The sequence below is a fragment of the Micromonospora sp. NPDC005707 genome, from assembly GCF_040631005.1.
GTDB lineage: Bacteria > Actinomycetota > Actinomycetes > Mycobacteriales > Micromonosporaceae > Micromonospora.
The window spans coordinates 520,193-541,662 of record NZ_JBEXYR010000004.1 but is presented as its reverse complement, the minus strand read 5'-3'; the positions used below and the strand labels follow the sequence as shown (position 1 = coordinate 541,662).

Genomic DNA, 21,470 nt, shown 5'->3' with positions numbered 1-21,470 from the left:
TCCCCCCCGCTGCCCCACACCCCCCCTCCTTACCCCCACCCCTTCTTGGTCCTCCCGCCGGGGAGCCGCACTTTGGGCGCCCCCCCCCTCGGGGTCGGCTTCAGCGGGTCGGCGCCGGCGTCGGCGTGCTCTCGGTGGGCGCGGTCGACGGAGTCACGGTCGGCGCGGCGGTGGCGCTCCCGCTCGGCGCGGGGGTGGCCGCGCTCGCGCTCGGTGCGGGCGGGGCGCTCAGGGTCGGCGCGGCCGGGGCCGGTGCTGCCGGGGCCGGTGGCCCGAAGGGCGCCCGGTCGGGGCAGTAGGGGTAGGCGTTGCGCGGCGGGGGCATGTTGCCGTCCACACTCATGCAGGTCGGCCAGCCGAGCCGGATGGGCACACCGTTCTGGTCGAAGAGCTGGGCGTTGCGGATCAGCCGCCCCTCCTGGTCGTAGACGAAGACGTCCTCGATCGAGTCGTACCGGTCGCCGACCGAGACCTCCTGGTAGCTGCCGAACTGGTCGGAACTGGCGTGCTGGTCGACGTTGACCAGCACGGCGAAGGAGAAGATCAGCAGCGCCGCGGTGCCGAGCCGCGTCAGCCGCCGCGGCCAGCCGTGCAGGCCGGGCGAGCGCCGGCCCAGCCAGACCGAGGCGAGCACGGTGCCGGCGAGCAGGAACAGGCCGGCGAGCACGCTGCCGTCGAGGCGGGGCAGCAACCCCGAGGGCTCCTGGAGCACGACGGAGATCATCAGCGCCACGAGCCAGCCACGCAGCAGCCACCAGGCAGGGCGCAGCGGGCGGAGGAACTCGCTCACCGAGGACTGCCCGAGCAGCGGGCCGAGCTGGGTGTCGAGGGCGCGCAGCTGGGCCCCGGCGCGCGCCTGCGCGGCGGCCAGTCGCCGGCGCCGGCGCCCCGGCCCGGCTCCCGGCTCGGCGCCGGCCGCGGCCCGCAGCTCCGCCGCGTACGCCTCGGGCGTGCCGAGCCGGTCGACGAGGGTGCCCTCGGCCTCGGCGGCAACCTCGGCGAGGTGCTCCGGCAGGTCCTCGGTCAGCTCGTCGCGGACGGCGGGCGGCAGATCGGCCAGGGCGGCCCGCACCCGGTCGACGTAGTCCGCGATCTCCTGCCCAGTGACGGTCATGCCGCCATCCCCCGATCGTCGAGCAGTGCGTCCATGGTGGTGGCGAAGGAGCGCCAGGTCTTGCCGGAGCGGGTGAGTTGGTCCCGGCCGGCGACGTTGAGTGAGTAGTACTTGCGGTGCGGCCCGGACTCGCTCGGCACCACGTAGGTGGTCAGCAGCCCGGCGGCGAAGAGCCGGCGCAGGGTGCCGTAGACCGAGGCGTCGCCGACCTCCTCCAGGCCGGCCTCGCGCAGCCGGCGGAGGATGTCGTAACCGTAGCCGTCCTCCTCCTTGAGCACGGCGAGAACGGCCAGGTCGAGCACGCCCTTGAGGAGCTGCGTCGTATCCACGCTCCGCACACTAGTGCGGATTACGTAGTACCGTCAAGAACGTGGTAGCTTGGTAGGCTCGTGGCGTGTCGTGGAGCAGCTACGCCTCCTTCCTGATCTTCGCCACCGTGCTGATCCTCATCCCGGGGCCGGACTTCGCCGTGGTCACCCGGAACACGCTGGCCGCCGGCCGGCGCCGGGGCAGGTGGAGCGCGATCGGCGTGACCGCCTCGAACGCGGTGCAGGGGGTGACCGCCGCCGCCGGGCTCGGCGCGCTCATCGTCCGCTCCCAACCGCTCTTCGAGGCGATCCGCTGGGCCGGCGTGGCGTACCTGGCGTACCTCGGAGTGCAGGCCTGGCGGTCGGCCTGGCGCGGCGACTACCCGCCGCTGGCCGGCGATGCCGCCGCCACCCCCGGGCAGGCCCTGGCCGGGTTCCGGCAGGGCTTCCTGTCCAACGTCACCAACCCGAAGGTGCTGGCGTTCTACCTGGCCGTGCTGCCGCAGTTCGTCGGCGGCGGCGCACCGATCGGGGTGCTGCTCGCCTTCGCGCTCAGCCACGCCGTGCTCAGCCTCGCGTACCTGCTGGTCCTGGTCTCGGCGCTGAACCGGGCCCGCGACCTGCTGTCCCGGCGCCGGGTCCGCCGCTGGCTGGACGGGCTGACCGGGGTCGCCCTGCTCGGCTTCGGCGCCCGCCTCGCCACCGAACGAACCTGACCGCCGCCGGGCGCGTCACCGTCCGCGACCCAGGATTGACTTTAATTTTCGCTTATGAGGCCTGCTCATCCTCGTGGAACGTCGGTACGTTGCCCGGATGCGACACCTCGGAACCGTGCTCGCCGCTGCCATCGTCGGTCCGCTGGCCTGGATTCTCTTCGCCCTCGGCCAGGACCGGTCGGAGCAGGCGTTCGCCGCCGCACAGAACGGGGGAGCGCTGGACAGCGGTGATTTCGTTCGCCCCGCGCTGGTGCTGGCCGCCGCCGGGCTCGTGCTCGGGCTCATCGCCACGCTCCGCTTCTCCCCGCTGGGCGCGGCGCTGACCGGCCTGGTCTACTCGGCCAGCTACCTGGGCCTGCTCGTCAGTCCGACCGGAGTGCTGAAACTGCTCGACCACAAACTGACCCTGAGCGGCCACCAGGTCGACCTGGCGGCCCCGCTCCGGACCGGGACGACGCTGCTGGTCGGCTCGCTGCTCCTCGTCGGGGTCGTGAGCATCCGCCGCTGGCAGCGGTGGCCGCAGCCCGCGGACGACACCCCCACGGCGCTGCAGGCGGACGAGATTCTCCCGCCCGCGACCCGACGGGACCGCCCGCTGGGTGTGGACGGTCTGGGGCTCAGCACGCCGCCCACCACGCCCGAGCCGGAACTGGTGCGGGCCGGCGGTCCAGCCGCGGCGGGCGGCTCGTCCGGGGCGGGCGGTGCAAGCTGGGCCGGTCGTTCCGACTGGGCCGGGCTGGTGTCGGGCGGCTCCGGGGACGGGTCCGGGCCGTCGTCGGACTGGCCGCGCCAGCGTTCGAGGTGAACGGCTGACCGACGCCGGTCGGGTGGCGGCCGAGTGGCCGGACATCCGAGCCGGGCACGTCACGCGTGCCGGCTGCCTCAAGCCAGGGACCAGGCGATGCCGTCGAGGATGTCGTGTTCGGAGGCGACCACGGAGGGCATCCCGGCGCGCTCCATGATGACCCGGAGCACCAGCGCGCCCGCGCCGATCACGTCGGCCCGGCCCGGGTGCATCACCGGGATGGCCAGCCGCTGCTCGCGGGTCTTCCCCAGCAGGTCGGCGGTGACCTCGGCGACCTGGTCGTACGACACCCGGGCGTGGTGGATGCGGGCCGGGTCGTACTCCTGGAGCCCCTGGGCGATGGCGACCACGGTGGTGACCGACCCGGCGAGCCCGACCAGGGTGGCGGCCTCCCGGCCCGGGACGGCCGTCAGCGCCCGGTCCACGGCGACCGCGATGTCGGCCTGCGCGGCGGCGACCTCGTCCAGGCCGGGCGGGTCGCCGTGCAGGTGGCGCTCGGTCATCCGGACGCAGCCGATGTCCATCGAGATGGCCGCCTGGACGCCGCCCTCGCGGGTGCCGACCACGAACTCGGTGGAGCCGCCGCCGATGTCGACCACCAGGTAGGGCGGTTCGGCGTCGGCGGGCAGGCCGCGGACGGCCCCGGTGAAGGAGAGCCGGGCCTCCTCGTCGCCGGTGACCACCTCGGGCGCGACGCCGAGGGTCTGCTCGACCATGGCCCGGAAGTCGGCGGCGTTCGAGGCGTCGCGGGAGGCGGAGGTGGCGCACATCCGGACGCGCTCGGCGCCCAGCTTCTCGATCTCCGACGCGTAGTCGGCGAGCGCCACGCGGGTCCGCTCGATCGCCTCGGGCGCGAGCCGGCCGGTGCGGTCGACCCCCTGGCCCAGCCGGACGATCTCCATCCGCCGGCTCAGGTCGACCAGCGGCGCCTGCGGCCCGGCGGACGGGTCGGGCAGGTCGGCGACCAGGAGTCGGATGGAGTTGGTCCCGCAGTCGATGGCGGCCACGCGCGTCGTCACGGCTGCCACCCTACGGCAGCCACCCCGACGGACCGGGTCAGTCGTCCACCGCGGGGCGGCCGAGCAGGTGGGCGCCGAGCGGGGTCAGGCGGTGCCGGACCGCGCCGCCGTCGCGCTCGGTGGCGACCAGGCCGGCGGCGCGCAGCGCGGTGGCGTGCTCGGAGGCCGTGGACAGGCCGACCCCGACGCCCCGGGCGAGCGCCGTGGTGGTGTGCGGGCCCGGCGCGGCGAGGCGGCGCAGCATCGCCGCCCGGGTGGCGCCCAGCACCCCGGCGAGCGGGTCGACCGCCGGATCGGTGGCCCGCGCCGGCATGGCGGCGGGGTACACGAGCAGGACCGGCCGGCCCGGTTCGACCAGGACGCGGGGCAGCGGGCCGGCCACCGGCGACGGGAGCAGCACCATCCCCTCGCCGGTGCCGGTCACCTCCCCGCTCCACCAGGTGCGCACCTCCAGCACGGGTGGCCGCCACCGGATCGCCGGGTGCAGCCCGTCGAACAGACCCGCCAGCCCGCGCCGGGCCAGCCGGTGCGCGGCGTCGGCCAGCTGTCGCTGGTGGACGGTGGTCAGGGTGGACCAGTGCGGGGCCAGCACCGCACCGAACCAGGTGTCGAGCGCCCGGCCGAACAGGTCGAGCACCGTCGGGTCGGCGGCGGCGAACGCGCGCCGCAGCGGCGTCGCGGCGACCTCGGAGTAGGCGTCGGCGACCTCCTCCCGGACCCGGCGGGCGGGGGTGGACCGGATCGCCGCGAGGCCCGCGGCCACCGAGTCCAGCCCGTCGAACGGGGTGAGGAAGTCGGGCAGGCGCCCACGGGCCGGCAGCAGGTGCCGCAGCGACGTGGCGGCGGCGCGCACCCCGCGTACGGAGGTCGCCGAGCCGGCCGCCGCCACGAGGTCCGGCGCCATGGCGGCGGTGGCCGGATCGTGCAACGCCTGGCAGGCCAGCATCGCGGTGCCGACCGGGTGCAGCCGGTCGACGAACCGTACCCGGCTCAGGTCCGCCGGTCCGAGGTGCAGCCGCAGCATGAGAGCAGCGTGCCCGGCTTCGGCGAGGACCGAAAGGGTTGACCGGCTCGGGTCCCGGAACCGACGGTGGAGCCCGGTTACCCACGGGGAGGGCGGGACGTGCGGCGGACGATCGCGGTGCTGGCGGGGCTGGTTCTGGCGTTCACCGGTGGAGCGTGCGGCGGGCAGGCCGAGCCGGCCGCCGCACCGACGCCGAGCGGGCGGGCGGCCGCGTCGACGCCCGCCGAACGGCCGGCCGCCGGGGACCACGAGCTGACCCTGCGCCACGGCGGGGTGGAGCGCAGCTACCTGCTGCACGCCCCGCCCGGGTACGACCCGGCGCGCCCGGCGGCACTGGTCATCGCGCTGCACTTCTTCCCCGGCACCGGGGCCGACATGCGGGAGCTGACCGGCCTGGACGCCCGCGCGGACCGGGAGAACTTCCTGGTCGCCTACCCGGACGGGCGGCACGGCGGCTTCAACGCGCTGATCTGCTGCGGGTCGGCGGACGACGTGGGGTTCCTCACCGCGCTCACCGCCCACCTGGTCGACACCTGGCGGGCCGACCCGGACCGGGTCTACCTGACGGGCATCTCCAACGGCGGTGACCTGAGCTTCCGGGTCGCCGTGGAGGCCACCGGAGTGTTCGCGGCGATCGGTGTGGTCAGCGGCGGCTACAGCGGCCCGCTGACCGAGCCGGACAGCTACGTCCCGAAGCGGCCGGTCTCGGTGATCACCTTCGTCGGCGGGCAGGACCAGTACGCCGGCATCTTCCACGACGGGCTGCGCACCTGGCAGCGACGGCTCGGCTGCCAACCGGTGGCGGGGAGGAAGCCGGCGGCGCCGGCGGGCCTGAGCCGGGCCGACGCGCGCTGCGCCGACGGCAGCGACGTGACCGTGTGGAGCCTCCCCGAGATGAGCCACTCGTGGCCGGGCGCCACCGCGGGGACGCTCGCCGACCCGGACGCCAGCGTCACGGCCACCGACCTGATCTGGGAGTTCTTCGCGGCCCACCCGCGGCGCACGTGAGCCGGGTCAGAGGCGCAGCAGCATCCGGCTGTTGCCGAGGGTGTTCGGCTTGACCCGCTCCAGGTCGAGGAACTCGGCGACACCCTCGTCGTAGGAGCGCAGGAGCTGCTCGTAGACCGGCTGCGGCACCGGCGCTCCGTCGATCTCGCGGAAGCCGAACGAGCCGAAGAACCCGGTCTCGAAGGTGAGCACGAAGATCCGGGCGACGCCCACCTCGCGGGCCGCGTCGATCAGCTCGCCGACGATCCGGTGCCCGATCTTGTGCCCCCGGCAGGACGGGTCGACCGCCACAGTGCGGATCTCGGCCAGGTCCTCCCACATGACGTGCAGGGCGCCGCAGCCGACCACCGTGCCGTCGGGTGTCACCGCCACCCGGAACTCCTGCACGTCCTCGTAGAGGGTGACGGTGGCCTTGCTGAGCAGCCGCCGGTCGTCGGTGTAGGTGTCCACGAGCCGCCGGATGCCGCGTACGTCGCCGGTGCGGGCGCGGCGGACCAGGATCTCGTCGGCGGCCGTCATCTCACTCCGCCGCGGGCACGTCCACGCAGGGGCCGGCCGCCCACCACTTCTCCACCAGGGCGAGGGTCTCGTCGCCGAACGGGTTGACCCCCGGCCCGGCGGCGAGCGCGTGCCCGAGGTGCACGTGCAGGCACTTGACCCGCCCCGGCATGCCGCCGGCCGAGATCCCGGCAATCTCCGGCACCTGCCCGATCGCCTCCCGGCGGGCCAGGTAGTCCTCGTGCGCGGCCCGGTAGCGGGCGGCCAGCTCCGGGTCCTCGGCGAGCCGCTCGGCCATCTCCTTCATGAGCCCGGCCGACTCCAACCGGCTGCACGCCGCGGTCGCCCGCGGGCAGGTCAGGTAGAACAGCGTCGGGAAGGGCGTGCCGTCGGCCAGCCGGGGCGTCGTCTCCACCACGTCGGGCAGGCCGCACGGGCACCGGTGGGCCACCGCCCGGGTGCCGCGGGGCGGGCGTCCGAGCTGCGCGGCCACCGCGGCCAGGTCGGCCTCGGTGGCCGGCTGGCGCTCCGGCGGGGGTACGGAATCCGCCGCCGGATCCTGCGGTGGTACGACGCTCACGGTTTCTGGCTCTCCTCGGTGCTCACTTGTCGGGGCGCTCGGCGTTGGCCGCCTGCACGCTCGACCACAGGGTGTCGTACCAGGGGTCCGGCGGCTTCGGCGGCCCCGGCTTCGCGCCCTTGCCGGCGTCCTTGGCCGCCCCCTCCGGGTCGGAGAGCACCACCAGCAGGGTTTCGCCGGGCCGGCCCATGAAGAACCGCTCCCGGGCCTGCGTCTCGATGTACGCCGGGTCCTGCCACTTCTCCGCCTCGGCGGAGAGCTCCTGGATCAGCTCGCGCTGCCGCTGCTGGGACGCTTCCATCCGCTCGATGTCGGCCTGCTGGTCCAGGTAGACCCGGACCGGATAGGTGTAGGCCAGGGCGAGCGCGATCAGCACCGCGAAGAGCACGGTGGCGCGCCCGGTGAAGCGCCGGGGTTGGGGTGCGGTGAGCCGCTTGACCGTGCCACCGGCGGCGGTACGCCGGGCCGCCGCGGGGCGGCTCGCGGAGCGTACCCCCTCGGTGGCGCGGGCGGCGCCGGGCGACCGGCCGGCGGCGCGCGGCTCGGCGCGGACGCCGGCGTCGCGGACCGACGACCGGACCCGGGCACCGCCCGGCCGGCCGGCCTGACCCGGCCGGCGGGCCGGCCGCTGGCCACCCGGTGTGCGGCGCTGCTGCATCGTCACACCCCTCCCCCGGAGCTCTCGGCTCAGGCCGAACGGTAGCGCGGGAACGCGCCGGCACCGGCGTACCGCGCCGCGTCGGCCAGCTCCTCCTCGATCCGCAGGAGCTGGTTGTACTTCGCGACCCGGTCGGACCGGGCCGGGGCGCCGGTCTTGATCTGGCCGCAGCCGGTGGCGACCGCCAGGTCGGCGATGGTGGTGTCCTCGGTCTCGCCGGAACGGTGGCTCATCATGCACATGAAGCCGGCCCGGTGGGCCAGGTCGACCGCGTCCAGGGTCTCGGTGAGCGAGCCGATCTGGTTGACCTTCACGAGCACCGCGTTGGCGGCCCGCTCGCTGATGCCCCGGGCGATGCGCTGCGGGTTGGTGACGAACAGGTCGTCGCCGACGATCTGGATCCGGTCGCCGAGCGCCGCCGTGAGGGTGGCCCAGCCGCTCCAGTCGTCCTCGGACAGCGGGTCCTCGATGGACACGATCGGGTAGTCGCCGACGAGCTTGGTGTAGTAGTTGCTCATCTCCTCGGCGCTCTTCGCGGTGCCCTCGAAGGTGTAGCTGCCGTTGTCGAAGAACTCGGTGGCGGCCACGTCGAGGGCGAAGACGATGTCGGTGCCGAGCCGGTAGCCGGCCTTCTCCACGGCCTCGGCGATCAGGTCGAGCGCGGCGGCGTTGGTCGGCAGGTTCGGGGCGAAGCCGCCCTCGTCGCCGAGGCCGGTCGACAGGTCCTTCTTCTTGAGCACCGACTTCAGGGCGTGGTAGACCTCGGCGCCGGAGCGGAGCGCGTCCCGGAAGGTGGGCGCGCCGATCGGCGCGATCATGAATTCCTGGATGTCGACGTTCGAGTCCGCGTGCGCGCCGCCGTTGAGGATGTTCATCATCGGCACCGGGAGCAGGTGCGCGTTCGGCCCGCCCAGGTAGCGGAAGAGGCTCAGCTCGGCGCTGCCGGCGGCGGCCTTCGCCACGGCCAGCGAGACGCCGAGGATGGCGTTGGCGCCCAGCTCGGCCTTGTTGTCCGTGCCGTCGATGTCGAGCATCTTCTGGTCGATCAGCCGCTGCTCGCTGGCCTCGTACCCGATGAGCTGGTCGACGATCTTGTCCTCGATGTTGGCGACGGCCTTCTCGACACCCTTGCCCAGGTAGCGGTCCTTGTCACCGTCGCGCAGCTCGATCGCCTCGAAGGCGCCGGTGGAGGCGCCGGACGGCACCGCGGCGCGGGCGATCGTGCCGTCGTCGAGCCCGACCTCGACCTCGACCGTCGGGTTGCCCCGCGAGTCCAGGATCTCCCGGGCGACAATTCCCTCGATGGTTGCCACTGAGTCGCTCCTCGTTTGTGTGTTCCGGTCCGGTATGGGCCGCGACGGTGCGGCTGAGGCAGGTGTTGAACGCAGCGTATCGGTCCCCGCCCGTGCGTACCTGCGTCGGGGCGGCACTTCGGTGACTGAACGCGAGGGGCTCTGCCCTACGCGGACACTCATCCGAATGCCGCCCACGACGAAGGGTGACACGGACATTCCCGGATTCTCCGGCCTCAACCGACAACGGGTTTGCGAGAGGTTGCGTCGATCGACAAGGCTGGGCGGCATGCCCGCCGCCTCGACGACTCTCCGCGTGCTCGCCGCCTCGGCCATCGCGTCGCTCTCGGTCACCGGCTGCCAGGCCCTCGACGACACCGGGGTCGCCCTCGGGCGGGCCGACCTGGTCAACGACCTGACCGCGCGGATGGACCGGGCGCTGGAGCAGACCTGGGCCGCCGACTACCAGCTCAGCGACGGGCGCACCGCGTCGATCGCGCAGACCAAGGAGCCGCTGCGCTCCTCGTACACCTGGCCGGACGGCAAGATCACCGTCACCCAGGAGGCGGTGACCCGGTGCGCGAACGCGGCCGGGCGCACCTCGTGCACGGTGTCGCCGCCGGTGCTGACCGCCGGCCGGCCCTCCGTGGTCGTCTACGGCGAGGCGCGCAAGCTCGGGCTGGTCACCCCGCCGGCGGTGATCCGGCTGCTCACCGACGCGGCACTCGACCCCGAGGCGACCATCGAGCAGAGCGACACCACGCTGGCCGGGCACCACGCCACCTGCGTCGACGTCACCCGGGCCGACAACCGCTTCGGCGCCTGCGTGACCAGCGAGGGAGTGCTGGGCAGCTTCACCGGCACCCTCGACGGCAAGGCCGCGGAGGTCACCCTGAGCCGCTACACCGACACGGTCGAGTCGGCCGCCTTCGACGTGCCGGCCGGGGCGGGCGTGGTCGACCGCCGCACCACCACCTCGTGAGCACCGGCGGCACCGGAACCCGCACGCCGCACGACGCCGGCGCGACCGGCGACCCGGCCGGGACGGGTGGGGCGGCCCCCTTCCGTCCCGCCGCCGATCACGGCCGGCCGCCGCACCCGGACGACCTGGCCCTGCCGGTGGCCGGGCGCAGGCTGCTCACCGGCCCCGACGGGCGGTTCCCCCGGATCGGCGAGCTGCCCGCCGGGCTCGACTGGGTGCCGGTCGGCACCCTCGACGGGGCGCCCGCCTGGACCGCCGAGGCCGCCGACCCCGAGGCGCTGCCCGGCCGCTGGCGTGGCTGGCGGGGTCTCGCCGCCGAGCTGCCCGGACCGCGGGCCGACCTGGCCGGGCGGGCGCTCGCCGTGGTCACCTGGCGGCGTACCCACCGGTGGTGCGGGGCGTGCCGCACCGAGCTGGCCGACGTGCCGGGCGAGACCGCCCGGCGCTGCCCCGCCTGCGGGCTGACCACGTTCCTGCCGCTCTCCGTCGCGGTGCTGGTGGCGATCACCCGCCCCGGCCCGGCCGGCGGCCCCGACGAGCTGCTGCTGGTCCGGCACGCGTACGGGCCCACGGAGCTGTGGGCGCTGGTCGCCGGGTTCGTCGAGGCGGGCGAGTCGCTGGAGGCGGCCGCCCACCGCGAGGTCGCCGAGGAGGTCGGCCTGACGATCGGGCGGCCCACCTATGTGGACAGCCAGCCCTGGGCGATGTCCGGCCCGGGCACCCTGCTCGCCGGCTTCACCGCCACCGTGACCGACCCGGCGGCCGAGCCGGTGGCCGACCCGAGGGAGCTGACCGAGGCGCGCTGGTTCCCGGTGGACGCGCTGCCGGCGGAGCTGCCCCCCGCGTACTCCCTGTCGCGCTGGCTGGTCGACGCGGTCGCCGCCCGTGGGTCGCGCTGACGGTCAGATCCCCAGCAGCGTCCGCAGGTGCCGCGGCGGCGGGCAGTCGTGCGCCAGCATGGCGTCGTGCCAGTCGCGCGACGACACCCCGGCCGGCCGGGCGCGGGCGATGTCGGCCATCTCGCTGTAGCCCACGAAGTAGGTGGAGAGCTGGGTGGAGGTGAGCAGCGCCCGCCGCCACTTGCCGGCCGCCTCGCCCTCCTCCTGGAAGCCACGCCCGGTCATCAACGCCATGGCCTCGGACTCCGGCAGGTCCTCGCAGTGCACGAGCTGGTCGAGCAGCGCGTTGATGGTCATCCGGAGCTGCATCTTGAGCTGCTGGAGCCGGACCGGCAGCCCGCCGAAGCCCAGCCCGGCCATCAGCTCCTCGGTGTAGACCGCCCAGCCCTCGATGAACACCCCGGACTCGGTGAGCGCGCGGACCCGGGTCGGGCCGGCGTAGCGGCGGGCGTGGGCGAGCTGCAGGAAATGGCCGGGCATCGCCTCGTGCACGGTCAGGTTGCGGATCATGTGGTCGTTGTATTCGCGGTAGAACGACTCGACCCGCTGCGCCGGCCAGTCCGCCGGGGTGGGCGCGATGCAGTAGAAGGTCGGCACGTCCGCCGTCTCCAGCGGGCCGGGCGAGTCGCAGTAGGCCACCGCCACGCCCCGGGCGAACTCCGGCATCTCCTGGATCACGCACGGGTCGTCGACCAGGCTGACCAGGTCGTGGGCCCGGACGAAGTCGCTCGCCTCGTCGAGCGTGACCGAGGCGAGGTCGACGATTGTGGCGTCGTCCGGGTGCTCGGCGGCGAGCAGGTCCAGCGCCCGGCGGACCGTCTCGTCGTCGGCCGGGCCACCGACCAGCTCGACGGCCGCCGCGCGGATCTCGGCGGTGACCCGGTCGAGGTTGGCCCAGGCGCGGCGCTGCACCTCGGCCGCGCTCAGCTCGGTGTCGAGGGTGTGCCAGAGCCGCGCCTCCCAGCGGCGCCGGCCGAGCCGGGGGTCGCGCCCCGGGCCGGCGTCGGCGGCCAGGCCGATTCGCAGCCACGCCACGAACTCCTCCAGCGCGGCGATCGCCGCGGTGGCGGCCGGCTCCACGCGGTCGTGCAGCGCCGGCGCCTCGGCGAGCAGCCCGGGCACCTCGTCGCGGATCAGCGCCGCCGTGCCGGTGAACTGCCCGACCGCCGTCTCGGCATGGATCCGCGGCATGTCGCGCAGCGTCGCGCGCGCGGTCGCCAGGGCGTCGGGTACGGCCGCCAGCCGCCCGGCCAGGTGGGTCAGGCGCTCCTCGACCGGCGCGTACGGGCGGGCCATGAGGGCGTGCAGCAGCGGGCCGGGATTGTGCCGCAGCGGGTCCCACTCGTGGCCCCGGATCTCGGTCGCCTCGAACAGCCCTCGATCGACCAGGCTGCTGAGCAGCGCGTGGTCGACCCGCTCCTCGACGTCGAGCGAGTCGGGGTCGATCTCGGAGAGCGCGTCGGCCGCGTCCTTGAGCATCGCCTGGTCGGCGGCGAGGGCGTCGGCGGACAGGTCGGGCAGCCGGTCATCGTAACGGTGGTCCCCAGCCGAGGTGGCCAGCCCGGGCCGGCTCTCCAGCAACGCCTCGACGATCCGCTCGGCGAGCGGCACAAACTGCTCCATGCGGAAACCCTACCGACCACGACCGACGGCCGCCGCCTGCGTTGATCAAGAAGTTCGCGTCGCGATCGCCGCTCCGGCCGCCGCGAACCCCTTGGTCAACTCGATCGGGCGTCCCGTTCGGCGGCGCGGACGGCGTCCGCGTACGCCAGGGTGGCGCGGCGCAGGGCCGCCTCGGGGTCGATGCCGGCCTGCCGGGCGGCGGCCACCGTGGCGAGCAGGCCCGCGCCGAGTCGCGCCTCGGCGTCGACCTGCGACTCCGCCAGCGGCGGCGGGACGGCCAGGCCCACGCGGCCGGCGCGGTCCAGGACCTTCGCGGCCAGGGCGAGCGCGGGCTGGCTCAGGGCGATGCCGTCCAGCACCGACTCGCGGGTCTTCTCGGCCCGCTTGATCCGCTCCCAGTTCGCCTCGATCTCCTCGATCGAGCCGGCCTGCTCACCCGAGAAGACGTGCGGGTTGCGGCGGACCATCTTGTCGACCAGGCCGCCGGCCACGTCGTCGACCGTCCAGCGCTTCCCCTCCGGCAGGTCCTCGGCCAGCCGGGCGTGCAGCAGCACCTGGAGCAGCACGTCGCCCAGCTCCTCGCGGAGCGCGTCGGTGTCGTCGGCGCTGATCGCGTCGTACGCCTCGTAGCACTCCTCCAGCAGGAACCCGGCCAGGCTGCGGTGGGTCTGCGCCCGCTTCCACGGGTCACCGCCCGGCGAGGCGAGCCGGTCCATCACCTCGACGGCGTCGAGCAGCCGGGCGCCCGGCGGGTCCCACGAGCCGTACATCAGCTCCAGCTCGGCGAGGCCGGGCTGGCGGGCCAGCCGCAACCCCAGCTCGCGGGCGAGCGCCTCGTCGCCGGCCGGGCCGGACAGCCACACCGCGCTGCCGTGCGCGGCCGCCGCGTCGAGCAACGCCTGCGTGGCGCCCTCGGTCACCACCGTCACCTCGGCGCCCGTCGACCGGACCGCCGTGGCCAGCTCGCTCTCGGCGCCGGCCAGCACCGGCGCGGAGCGGACCACGTCCCAGGCGGGCGCGGTCAGCAGGCCGGCCGGCAGCCGCGGCGAGGTGACGAGCAGGACGATGCGCGCGGTCATGCTCAGGGCGCCACCGACGCGCTCGGCTCGGCCGATTCCGGCTCGGTCGACTCCGGCTCCGGGGTGGAGATGTCGGTCACCTGGTCGGCGCCCTCCACGTACGGCAGGTTGTAGAGGTTGACGTTCTGCGACTGGATCTGGAGCAGGGCGGGCACGGCCAGGGTCGGGTAGCGGGGGTTGACGCGGACGTCATCCCGGTCGACCTGCGCCTTCAGCGCCTCGCTCAGGCCCACCACGGCCGAGACCTGAGGCGCGATGGAGGGGTCGGAGAACGCCTGGCGCTGCTGCTCGGTCGACCAGCCGGGACGCGCCACGTTCGCCTTCACCAGCGCGGCGTAGACGGCCGCGGTGTCGGCGTCGGAGAGCTCCGCCTTCGGCAGCCCCTGGCCCAGCGCGTTGAAGACGTCGTACCACTCGGCGGCGAGCTTCGCGTACTCGGTGTTCGGGACGCGCAGCGCCTGGCCGATGTCGGCCGCGCTGATCTGGTCGGGCACCTGGAGCTGCTTGTCGGCGACGATCCGCTTGCCCAGGTCGAGGCCGACCAGCAGGTTGACCACGTCCTGCCCGTCCAGGTCGATCTCGCGCAGCTCGGCCGGGACGGTCTGGCCCTGCTCCTCGGCGGCCTTGACGACCCCGGCGTACGCCTGCGCGGCCTCGTCCCGGATGGCGTTGACCCGGTCGATCGAGTAGCTCGTGTCGCCCACGTAGGCGGCGACACCCGGGGCGGACCGGCCGCAGGCGGCGAGGGAGAGAACAGCGAGGGCCGCGACGCTGGCGGCGGCGATGAGACGGCGAGCACGCATGACGGCCACTCTCTCACGGCCGGCAGGCGGTTGTGACGCCGCCCACCTCACCGAGCCCCCGCCCCCGCCGGCTGCGCCGCGACCGGCTCACCCAGCACATCCTTGAGGAGCTGGGCGCACCACTCCAGCAGCGCCTGGTCGCGCAACGGCTCGCCGCCGACCCGGCGGGTGCTCGGCCGGGGCACGCTGACCTGATCGAGAGCCTGCTTGTAGACCGAGTCCGGGTGGTAGCGCTTGAGCCGGAGCTGCTTCGAGTCCGGCAGCGGCAGCGGGCCGAACCGGATGTGCTTGCCCTGCATCGACACGTCGGTGAGGCCGTACCGCCGGGCCAGCAGCCGGAACCGGGCCACCGCGACCAGGTTCTGCACCGGCGCGGGCGGCTCGCCGTAGCGGTCGGTCATCTCGGCGACCACCTCGCGCAGCCGCTCGTCGTCGCGGGCCTCGGCCAGCTTGCGGTACATCTCCAGGCGAAGCCGCTCCACGCCCACGTAGTCGTGCGGCAGGTGCGCGTCGATCGGCAGGTCGACCTTGACCTCGGTCTCCTCCTCCGCGTGCTCGCCCTTGAACGCGGAGACCGCCTCGCCGACCATCCGGACGTAGAGGTCGAAGCCGACGCCCTCGATGTGCCCGGACTGCTCGCCGCCGAGCAGGTTGCCGGCGCCCCGGATCTCCAGGTCCTTCATGGCCACGTACATGCCGGCGCCCAGCTCGGTGTGCTGGGCGATGGTGGCCAGCCGCTCGTGCGCGTTCTCGGTGAGCGGCTTGTCCGACGGGTAGAGGAAGTACGCGTACGCCCGCTCCCGGCCCCGGCCCACCCGGCCGCGGATCTGGTGCAGCTGGGCCAGGCCGAGCAGGTCGGCCCGCTCGACGATGAGGGTGTTGGCGTTCGGGATGTCGATGCCGGACTCGACGATCGTGGTGCAGACCAGGACGTCGAACTCCTTCTCCCAGAAGCCGACCATCACCTTTTCGAGGGCTTCCTCGCCCATCTGGCCGTGCGCCACCGCGACCCGGGCCTCGGGCACCAGCTCACGGATCCGGCGGGCCGCCTTGTCGATCGACTCGACCCGGTTGTGCAGGTAGAAGACCTGCCCGTCGCGGAGCAGCTCGCGGTGGATCGAGGCGGCCACCTGCCGGTCGTCGTACGCCCCCACGAAGGTCAGCACCGGGTGCCGCTCCTCCGGCGGGGTGGCGATGGTGGACATCTCCCGGATGCCGGTGATCGCCATCTCCAGGGTGCGCGGGATCGGGGTGGCCGACATGGCCAGCACGTCGACCGAGGCACGCAGCGTCTTCAGGTGCTCCTTGTGCTCGACGCCGAAGCGCTGCTCCTCGTCGATGATGACCAGCCCGAGCTGCTTGAACCGGGTGGCCGACTGGAGCAGCCGGTGGGTGCCGATGACGATGTCGACGGTGCCGTCGCCGACCATCTCCAGCGTCCGCTCGGTCTCCTTGGGCGTCTGGAACCGGGAGAGCTGCCGGATGGTGATCGGGAACTGGCTCATCCGCTCGGCGAACGTGTTGTAGTGCTGCTGCACCAGCAGGGTGGTGGGCACCAGCACGGCCACCTGCTTGCCGTCCTGCACGGCCTTGAACGCCGCCCGGACCGCGATCTCGGTCTTGCCGTAGCCGACGTCGCCGCAGATCAGCCGGTCCATCGGGACGGTCTGCTCCATGTCCCGCTTGACCTCCTCGATGGCGGCGAGCTGGTCGGGCGTCTCCTGCCAGGGGAAGGCGTCCTCCAGCTCCCGCTGCCAGGGGGTGTCCGGGCCGAACGGGTGCCCCTTGGACGCCTTGCGGGCGGCGTAGAGCTGGATCAGCTGCGCGGCGATCTCGCGCACCGCCTTGCGGGCCCGGGCCTTGGACTTCTGCCAGTCCGAGCCGCCCATCTTGTGCAGCGTGGGCTGCTCGCCGCCGACGTAGCGGGAGAGCTGGTCGAGCTGGTCGGTGGGGACGAAGAGGCGGTCGCCGGGCTGGCCGCGCTTGCTCGGCGCGTACTCGATGACCAGGTATTCCCGGCTCGCGCCGTTGACCGTGCGCTGGACCAGCTCGACGTAGCGGCCGATGCCGTGCTGCTCGTGCACCACGTGGTCGCCGGCCTTCAGCTCCAGCGGGTCGATGGTGTTGCGCCGCCGGCTCGGCATCTTGCGCATGTCACGGGTGGAGGTGCCCCGGCCGCCGGTGACGTCGTTGCCGGTGAGCAGCACGAACCGGGACGCCTCGTCGACGAAGCCGGCGGTCAGGCAGCCGCAGGAGACCAGCAGGTCACCGGGGGTGGGCGCGGCCGGCACCTCCTCGGTGAGCCGGGCGCCCAGGCCGGCGTCGCGCAGCACCTCGACGGCCCGCTGGGCGGGGCCGTGGCCCTCGAAGACCAGCGCGATCGACCAGCCCTCGCCGGCCCAGCGCTTGAGGTCGTCGACCACCCGGGCGGTCTCGCCGTGGTAGAGCGGGGCCGGCTGGGCGGCCAGGGTCACCGCGATGGCGTCGTCGGGGGTGACGTCGACCTCGGTCGGCTCGTCCTCCCAGGGCTGCCGCGCGGGCGCGGACTCCGCTTCGACCAGGCCGAACGGGGCGAGGGTCCACCAGGGCTGGCGCAGGGCGCGGGCCGCCGTGCGCACGTCGGCCAGGGTCCGGAAGGCGGCGGCGCCGAGGTCGACCGGGGCCTGGCCGCCGACCGCGGCCGCGGCCCAGCTGGCCTGGAGGAACTCCTCGGAGGTACGCACCAGGTCGTGGGCCCGGGTGCGGATCCGCTCCGGGTCGCAGAGCAGCACGTGGGTGCCGGCCGGCATGCAGTCGACCAGCAGCTCCATCGAGTCGGCGCCGATCAGGGCCGGGGCGAGGGACTCCATGCCCTCGACCGGGATGCCCTCGGCCAGCTTGTCGAGGATCTCGGCCAGCTCGGGGTGCTCCTGGGCGAGCGCGGCGGCCCGCTTGCGGACCTCGGGGGTGAGCAGCAGCTCGCGGCAGGGCGGCGCCCAAAGCTGTGGGACGCCCTCGATGGTGCGCTGGTCGGCGACGGCGAAGGTGCGGATCTCCTCGACCTCGTCGCCCCAGAACTCGACCCGGGACGGGTGCTCGTCGGTGGGCGGGAAGACGTCCAGGATGCCGCCGCGCACGGCGAACTCGCCGCGCTTGGTGACCAGGTCGACCCGGGCGTACGCCATGTCGATGAGCCGGCGGGCGACCTCCTCCAGGTCCGCCTCGTCACCGGCGGCGAGCTGCACCGGCTCCAGGTCGCCGAGCCCCTTGAGCTGCGGCTGGAGCAGCGAGCGGACGGGCGCCACGACGACCCGCAGGGGGCCGGTGCGCCCGTGCGCGTCGGCCGAGCCGGGGTGCGCCAGCCGGCGCAGGACGGCCAGCCGCCGCCCGACGGTGTCGGAGCGGGGTGAGAGCCGTTCGTGCGGCAGCGTCTCCCAGGACGGGAAGACCGCCACCTGCTCCGGCGGCAGCAGGCTGCCCAGCGCGGAGGCCAGGTCGTCGGCCTCGCGGGTGGTGGCCGTCACGGCCAGCACGGGACGGCCCGCGCCGCCGGCCGGCTCGTCGGCCGCGACGGCGGCGACGGCGAACGGCCGCAGTGCGGCGGGGGCGGTCAGATCGAGGCCGTCGACCTGGGCGGCACCGGAGCGCGCCAGGTCACGCGCCCGGGCCAGCCCGGGGTCGGCCAGGGCGGCGGAGAAGAGTCCGGTGAGCATCAGTGATCACTTCCAGGAGGTCGACGCACGGCGACGACCCCGCGTCCGTTGCGGACGGGGGGTGGCACCATTCGAGACTATCCCGCTCCCCGGACATTCCGGGCCGCAGCCGGCGCGCCGGAATCGATCTTGACGGGGTCCGGGCCGACGTGGTGCGGTGAGGCACATGACTGGTGAGTACCGGGCGGTGTTCGACGCCGAGGTGATCTTCGCGAATGGCGGCGGGCTGCGGACCGACGGGTTCCGGCTGGACATCCCCGGCCCGGAGATCACCGACGACGAACTGGCGGCGCTCCTCGTCCGCCACCTCGGGTTGCTCATGGTCGGCGAGGTGCGGATCACCAACCGGACGGTCGTGGCGGAGCCGCACAAGGGCGGTCGCGGGGTGGCCGCCCCGGCGGCCGGCGGGCGGCGGCTGATCGAGCTGAGCCACGTGATCACCGACGGCATGGTCACCCTGCCCGGCTGGCAGCCGCCCCGGATCACCGACTGGCTGACCCGCGAGGCGTCCCGGGAGCGGTACGCGCCGGGCGTCGAGTTCCACGTGGCCCAGATCGACATGATCGCCAACACCGGCACCTACGTGGACGCGCCGGCGCACCGCTGGGCGGACGGCGCGGACCTGACCGGCGTCCCCCTGGACCGCCTCGCCGACCTGCCCGGCGTGTTGGTCCGGGTGCCGGCCGGCACCCGGGCGGTGGACCGGCTGCTGCTCGCCCCGTACGAGGTGGCCGGCCGGGCGGTGCTGCTGCACACCGGCTGGGACACGCACTTCGGCACCGACCGGTACGCCGGCCCCGACGCGCCCCACCTGACCGCCGACGGCGCGGACTGGCTGGTCGAGGCGGGAGCCGCGCTGGTCGGCATCGACTCGATCAACATCGACGACATGACCCCGGCCGCGGCCGGCGAGCGCCCCGCCCACAGCGCCCTGCTCGCCGCCGGCATCCCGATCGTCGAGCACCTGACCAACCTGGCCGCCCTGCCCCCGGAGGGGTTCCGGTTCACGGCCGCCCCGCCGCGCGTGGCCGGCATGGGCACCTTCCCGGTCCGCGCCTTCGCAGTCGCCGCCTGACCCGCCCGAAATCTTGGTAGGAAGTGGCCCCCATAGGGGCCGTTTTCTATCAAGATCTCCAAGCTGGCTTGTGACGGAGCCATCGTCGGCGCCTGTGGTCAGTAGCGCACGGCGATGCGGCGTTCGACGGCGTCGACCCGGATCTCCCCGCCGTACGAGATGATCAGCTGCGGGTCGGTGTGGCCGAGGTCGACGTCGAAGACCACCACCGGGTCGTCGGTGTACGGCGCGAGGGCCGCCAGGATCGCCTCGCGCTGGGCCTCGCCCCAGGCCCGCCGCTCGTCCAGGGTGTGCGGCTTCTCGAAGTCCCAGGCCTTGGGCCGGCCGACCACGATGGCCGGGAAGCCGGCGAGCAGTCCGCGCTCGCCCAGGTTGCGCACGATCCGGAAGACCTCCTGCGCGCCGGGCAGCTCGTTGGAGGTTTCGAACACGAGCACCGACCCGGCCAGCTCGGCCGCCGAGGGCACCCGGTCCACCGCCATCAGCCATCCGATGATCTCCAGGCAGCCGCCCCAGGTGCGCCCCTGGACCACCCGGGCCGGCCCGTGCCAGCGCCAGCCCTCGCCGGGGAACATCACCGGCTCGTCGGCGAGCGTCGCCGGGTCCCGCCAGTCGCGCGGCTCGTCGCCCCACTCGGGCGCCGGGGTCAGCTCGTACCAGCCGGAGGTGAAGAGCGCCGCCCGCAGCGAGTCGAAGGTCAGCGGGTGCGGCGCCCCGGACCGGCCGAGGTGCACCAGCACCGATCCGCCGTGGTAAGCGACGATCCCCAGCCGGTAGAGGTGATTGAGGACGTTGGTGTTGTCGGAGTAGCCGTAGTAGGGCTTCGGGTTGGCCCGCAGCACCGCGTCGTCCAGGAACGGCGTGACCGTGATCAGGTCGTCCCCGCCGACCGTGGCGAGCACCGCGGTGATGCTCGGGTCGGCGAAGGCGGCCGTCAGGTCGCGCGCCCGGTCCCGCGGGTCGGCCCCGACCTGCCGGGTGGTCGGATACTCCACCGGCTCCAGCCCGAGGTCCTCGCGGAGCCGGCGCAGGCCCAGCTCGTACACGTGCGGGAAGAGGCCCGGCAGGCCGGCGGAGGGCGAGACGACCGCGACGCGGTCGCCGGGCTTCGGCTTCGGGGGGTAGCTGGGCAGCACCATGATCCGAAGCTATCGGGCCAGGCCAGCGAATTCCGCCGGAGGAAAGCACCCGAGACGGGCATATGCGGGCAATAGGCTGGGCGCGTGGACGAGCCGCAGCGGAACCCTCCGGTACGGGACTGGCTGCCCCGCACGGCGGCGCTGCTGCTCGGCACGCTCGCCCTGGCCACCGCGTTCATCGCCGCCTACGTCGGCGCGCTGCACCAGCCCCGGCCCCGCGACGTGCCCGTCGGGGTGGTCCTCGGCGACCAGCGCGCGCAGGCCGTGCTGTCCGCCGTCCGCCAGCGCACCGACAAGATCAAACCCGTCGAGTACGACGACCCGGGCGCCGCCGACGACGGCCTGACGGCCCGCGAGGTGTACGGCGTGCTCACCTCCGGACCGGACAACGGCCTGCGCCTGGTCACCGCCAGCGCCTCCGCCCCGGCCGCCGCCGAGCTGGTGACCCAGGTGCTCGGCCAGGCCGCCCAGCAGGCGAACCTGCCGATCCAGGTCACCGACGAGGTGCCGGTGGAGACGACCGACCCGCGCGGGCTGGTCCCCTTCTACCTGGCGGTCGGCTACGTGCTCGGCGGCTACCTGGCGTCCACGGCGCTGGGCCTGCGCACCGGCACCGCCCCGGTGAGCCTGCCCCGGGCCGGGCTGCGGATCGCCGCCCTGGCGGTCTACTCGGCTGTGCTGGGCATCGTCGGCGCCGCCGTCGTCGGCCCGCTGCTCGACATCTGGCACCACGACATCCCGGCGGTCGCCGCGGTCGGCGCGCTGGCCGTCTTCGCCGCCGCCATGGTGGCCAGCGCCGTGCAGGCGTGGCTCGGGCTGCTCGGCACCGGCCTCGTGATCCTGCTGCTGGTGGTGCTCGGCAACCCCGGCTCGGGCGGCATCTACGCCCCCGAGTTCCTGCCGGCCTGGCTGCGCGGGATGCACCGGTGGAACGTGCCCGGCCTGGCCACCGACCTGATCAAGTCGGCGGTCTACTTCGACCGCCGCTCGACGGGCTGGGCGCTGTCCGGGCTCACCCTCTGGGCGCTGCTCGGGCTCCTCGGGCTGCTCACCGCGACGATCTTCCGGGCCCGCCGGCGCGCGGCCCGGGCCGCCCGTGCCCGCCCCGACCCGGCCGGGGGGCCGCCCGCCCATGGCTGAGTCGGTCGGCCGGTCC

At 74.3% G+C, this 21,470-nt stretch carries 20 protein-coding genes; 7 read left to right on the top strand and 13 right to left on the bottom strand.

Going from position 1 to position 21,470, the window contains the following annotated elements:
* Positions 1-100: 100 nt before the first annotated feature.
* Entirely contained in the window at positions 101-1,114 is a 1,014-nt protein-coding gene (locus tag ABZ452_RS10455) for a hypothetical protein (protein WP_357941026.1), read from the bottom strand.
* Positions 1,111-1,443, bottom strand: a complete 333-nt coding sequence (locus ABZ452_RS10450) for a PadR family transcriptional regulator (protein WP_151461256.1) — start codon at positions 1,441-1,443, stop codon at positions 1,111-1,113. Before ABZ452_RS10450 ends, ABZ452_RS10455 begins: the two co-directional genes overlap by 4 nt.
* A 65-nt stretch (positions 1,444-1,508) precedes the next feature.
* On the opposite strand from ABZ452_RS10450, the gene ABZ452_RS10445 reads away from it, so the two are divergent.
* Together ABZ452_RS10445 and ABZ452_RS10440 are read left to right on the top strand one after the other, a co-directional pair.
* Complete coding sequence (locus ABZ452_RS10445) at positions 1,509-2,138, top strand: LysE family translocator (RefSeq protein ID WP_357941023.1); 630 nt, start codon at positions 1,509-1,511, stop codon at positions 2,136-2,138.
* 97 nt (positions 2,139-2,235) lie between these two features.
* The gene (locus tag ABZ452_RS10440) at positions 2,236-2,943 is read left to right on the top strand and encodes a hypothetical protein (RefSeq protein ID WP_357941021.1); all 708 of its coding nucleotides are present in this window, start codon (positions 2,236-2,238) and stop codon (positions 2,941-2,943) included.
* 77 nt (positions 2,944-3,020) lie between these two features.
* On the opposite strand, the gene ABZ452_RS10435 is transcribed toward ABZ452_RS10440, so the two are convergent.
* Positions 3,021-3,950 carry a Ppx/GppA phosphatase family protein gene (locus ABZ452_RS10435; RefSeq protein WP_357941084.1) on the bottom strand — a complete coding sequence of 310 codons (930 nt, stop codon included), beginning with the start codon at positions 3,948-3,950 and terminating at the stop codon, positions 3,021-3,023.
* A gap of 49 nt (positions 3,951-3,999) precedes the next feature.
* Positions 4,000-4,986 (bottom strand): helix-turn-helix transcriptional regulator, encoded by a 987-nt coding sequence (locus tag ABZ452_RS10430; RefSeq protein WP_357941019.1) that lies wholly within the window; start codon positions 4,984-4,986, stop codon positions 4,000-4,002.
* Between the two features lie 99 nt (positions 4,987-5,085).
* Here ABZ452_RS10430 and ABZ452_RS10425 point away from each other — a divergent pair, with 99 nt between their 5' ends.
* Positions 5,086-5,994, top strand: a complete 909-nt coding sequence (locus ABZ452_RS10425; protein WP_357941017.1) for a PHB depolymerase family esterase — start codon at positions 5,086-5,088, stop codon at positions 5,992-5,994.
* Between the two features lie 6 nt (positions 5,995-6,000).
* Here ABZ452_RS10425 and ABZ452_RS10420 read toward each other — a convergent pair whose 3' ends face one another.
* Genes ABZ452_RS10420 through eno form a run of 4 tightly spaced genes read right to left on the bottom strand, consistent with a single transcriptional unit; the run spans position 6,001 to position 9,043 of the window.
* Positions 6,001-6,513: an amino-acid N-acetyltransferase gene (locus ABZ452_RS10420; protein WP_357941015.1), complete on the bottom strand. Its 513-nt coding sequence runs from the start codon at positions 6,511-6,513 to the stop codon at positions 6,001-6,003.
* 1 nt (position 6,514) lies between these two features.
* Positions 6,515-7,072, bottom strand: coding sequence for a DUF501 domain-containing protein (locus ABZ452_RS10415; protein WP_091114352.1), 558 nt, complete (start codon positions 7,070-7,072; stop codon positions 6,515-6,517).
* 22 nt (positions 7,073-7,094) lie between these two features.
* Complete coding sequence (locus ABZ452_RS10410; protein WP_357941013.1) at positions 7,095-7,730, bottom strand: septum formation initiator family protein; 636 nt, start codon at positions 7,728-7,730, stop codon at positions 7,095-7,097.
* A 29-nt stretch (positions 7,731-7,759) separates the two neighbouring features.
* Positions 7,760-9,043 (bottom strand): phosphopyruvate hydratase, encoded by a 1,284-nt coding sequence (eno, locus tag ABZ452_RS10405; protein WP_357941011.1) that lies wholly within the window; start codon positions 9,041-9,043, stop codon positions 7,760-7,762.
* Positions 9,044-9,311: 268 nt separating this feature from the next.
* Between eno and ABZ452_RS10400 the strand changes: the two genes are divergently transcribed.
* Both ABZ452_RS10400 and ABZ452_RS10395 read left to right on the top strand, forming a co-directional pair.
* Positions 9,312-10,004, top strand: coding sequence for a hypothetical protein (locus ABZ452_RS10400; RefSeq protein WP_357941009.1), 693 nt, complete (start codon positions 9,312-9,314; stop codon positions 10,002-10,004).
* Positions 10,001-10,903, top strand: coding sequence for an NUDIX domain-containing protein (locus tag ABZ452_RS10395; RefSeq protein WP_357941007.1), 903 nt, complete (start codon positions 10,001-10,003; stop codon positions 10,901-10,903). The genes ABZ452_RS10400 and ABZ452_RS10395 overlap by 4 nt, the downstream gene beginning before the upstream one ends.
* A 3-nt stretch (positions 10,904-10,906) precedes the next feature.
* Here ABZ452_RS10395 and ABZ452_RS10390 read toward each other — a convergent pair whose 3' ends face one another.
* The 4 genes from ABZ452_RS10390 to mfd all read right to left on the bottom strand — a co-directional run bounded on the left by ABZ452_RS10390 (position 10,907) and on the right by mfd (position 18,100).
* Complete coding sequence (locus ABZ452_RS10390) at positions 10,907-12,526, bottom strand: DUF885 domain-containing protein (RefSeq protein ID WP_357941005.1); 1,620 nt, start codon at positions 12,524-12,526, stop codon at positions 10,907-10,909.
* 95 nt (positions 12,527-12,621) lie between these two features.
* Positions 12,622-13,605: a nucleoside triphosphate pyrophosphohydrolase gene (locus ABZ452_RS10385; protein ID WP_357941003.1), complete on the bottom strand. Its 984-nt coding sequence runs from the start codon at positions 13,603-13,605 to the stop codon at positions 12,622-12,624.
* A 2-nt stretch (positions 13,606-13,607) separates the two neighbouring features.
* Entirely contained in the window at positions 13,608-14,408 is an 801-nt protein-coding gene (locus ABZ452_RS10380; protein ID WP_357941001.1) for a hypothetical protein, read from the bottom strand.
* Between the two features lie 47 nt (positions 14,409-14,455).
* On the bottom strand, positions 14,456-18,100 hold the full coding sequence (gene mfd, locus ABZ452_RS10375; protein WP_357940999.1) for a transcription-repair coupling factor: 3,645 nt from the start codon (positions 18,098-18,100) through the stop codon (positions 14,456-14,458).
* A gap of 166 nt (positions 18,101-18,266) precedes the next feature.
* Between mfd and ABZ452_RS10370 the strand changes: the two genes are divergently transcribed.
* A complete protein-coding gene (locus tag ABZ452_RS10370) occupies positions 18,267-19,175 on the top strand; it encodes a cyclase family protein (protein ID WP_357940997.1) in 909 nt (302 codons plus the stop codon).
* A 98-nt stretch (positions 19,176-19,273) separates the two neighbouring features.
* On the opposite strand, the gene ABZ452_RS10365 is transcribed toward ABZ452_RS10370, so the two are convergent.
* Entirely contained in the window at positions 19,274-20,314 is a 1,041-nt protein-coding gene (locus tag ABZ452_RS10365; RefSeq protein WP_357940995.1) for a S66 peptidase family protein, read from the bottom strand.
* Between the two features lie 84 nt (positions 20,315-20,398).
* Between ABZ452_RS10365 and ABZ452_RS10360 the strand changes: the two genes are divergently transcribed.
* Positions 20,399-21,454 carry a hypothetical protein gene (locus ABZ452_RS10360; RefSeq protein ID WP_357940993.1) on the top strand — a complete coding sequence of 352 codons (1,056 nt, stop codon included), beginning with the start codon at positions 20,399-20,401 and terminating at the stop codon, positions 21,452-21,454.
* Positions 21,455-21,470 lie beyond the last annotated feature (16 nt).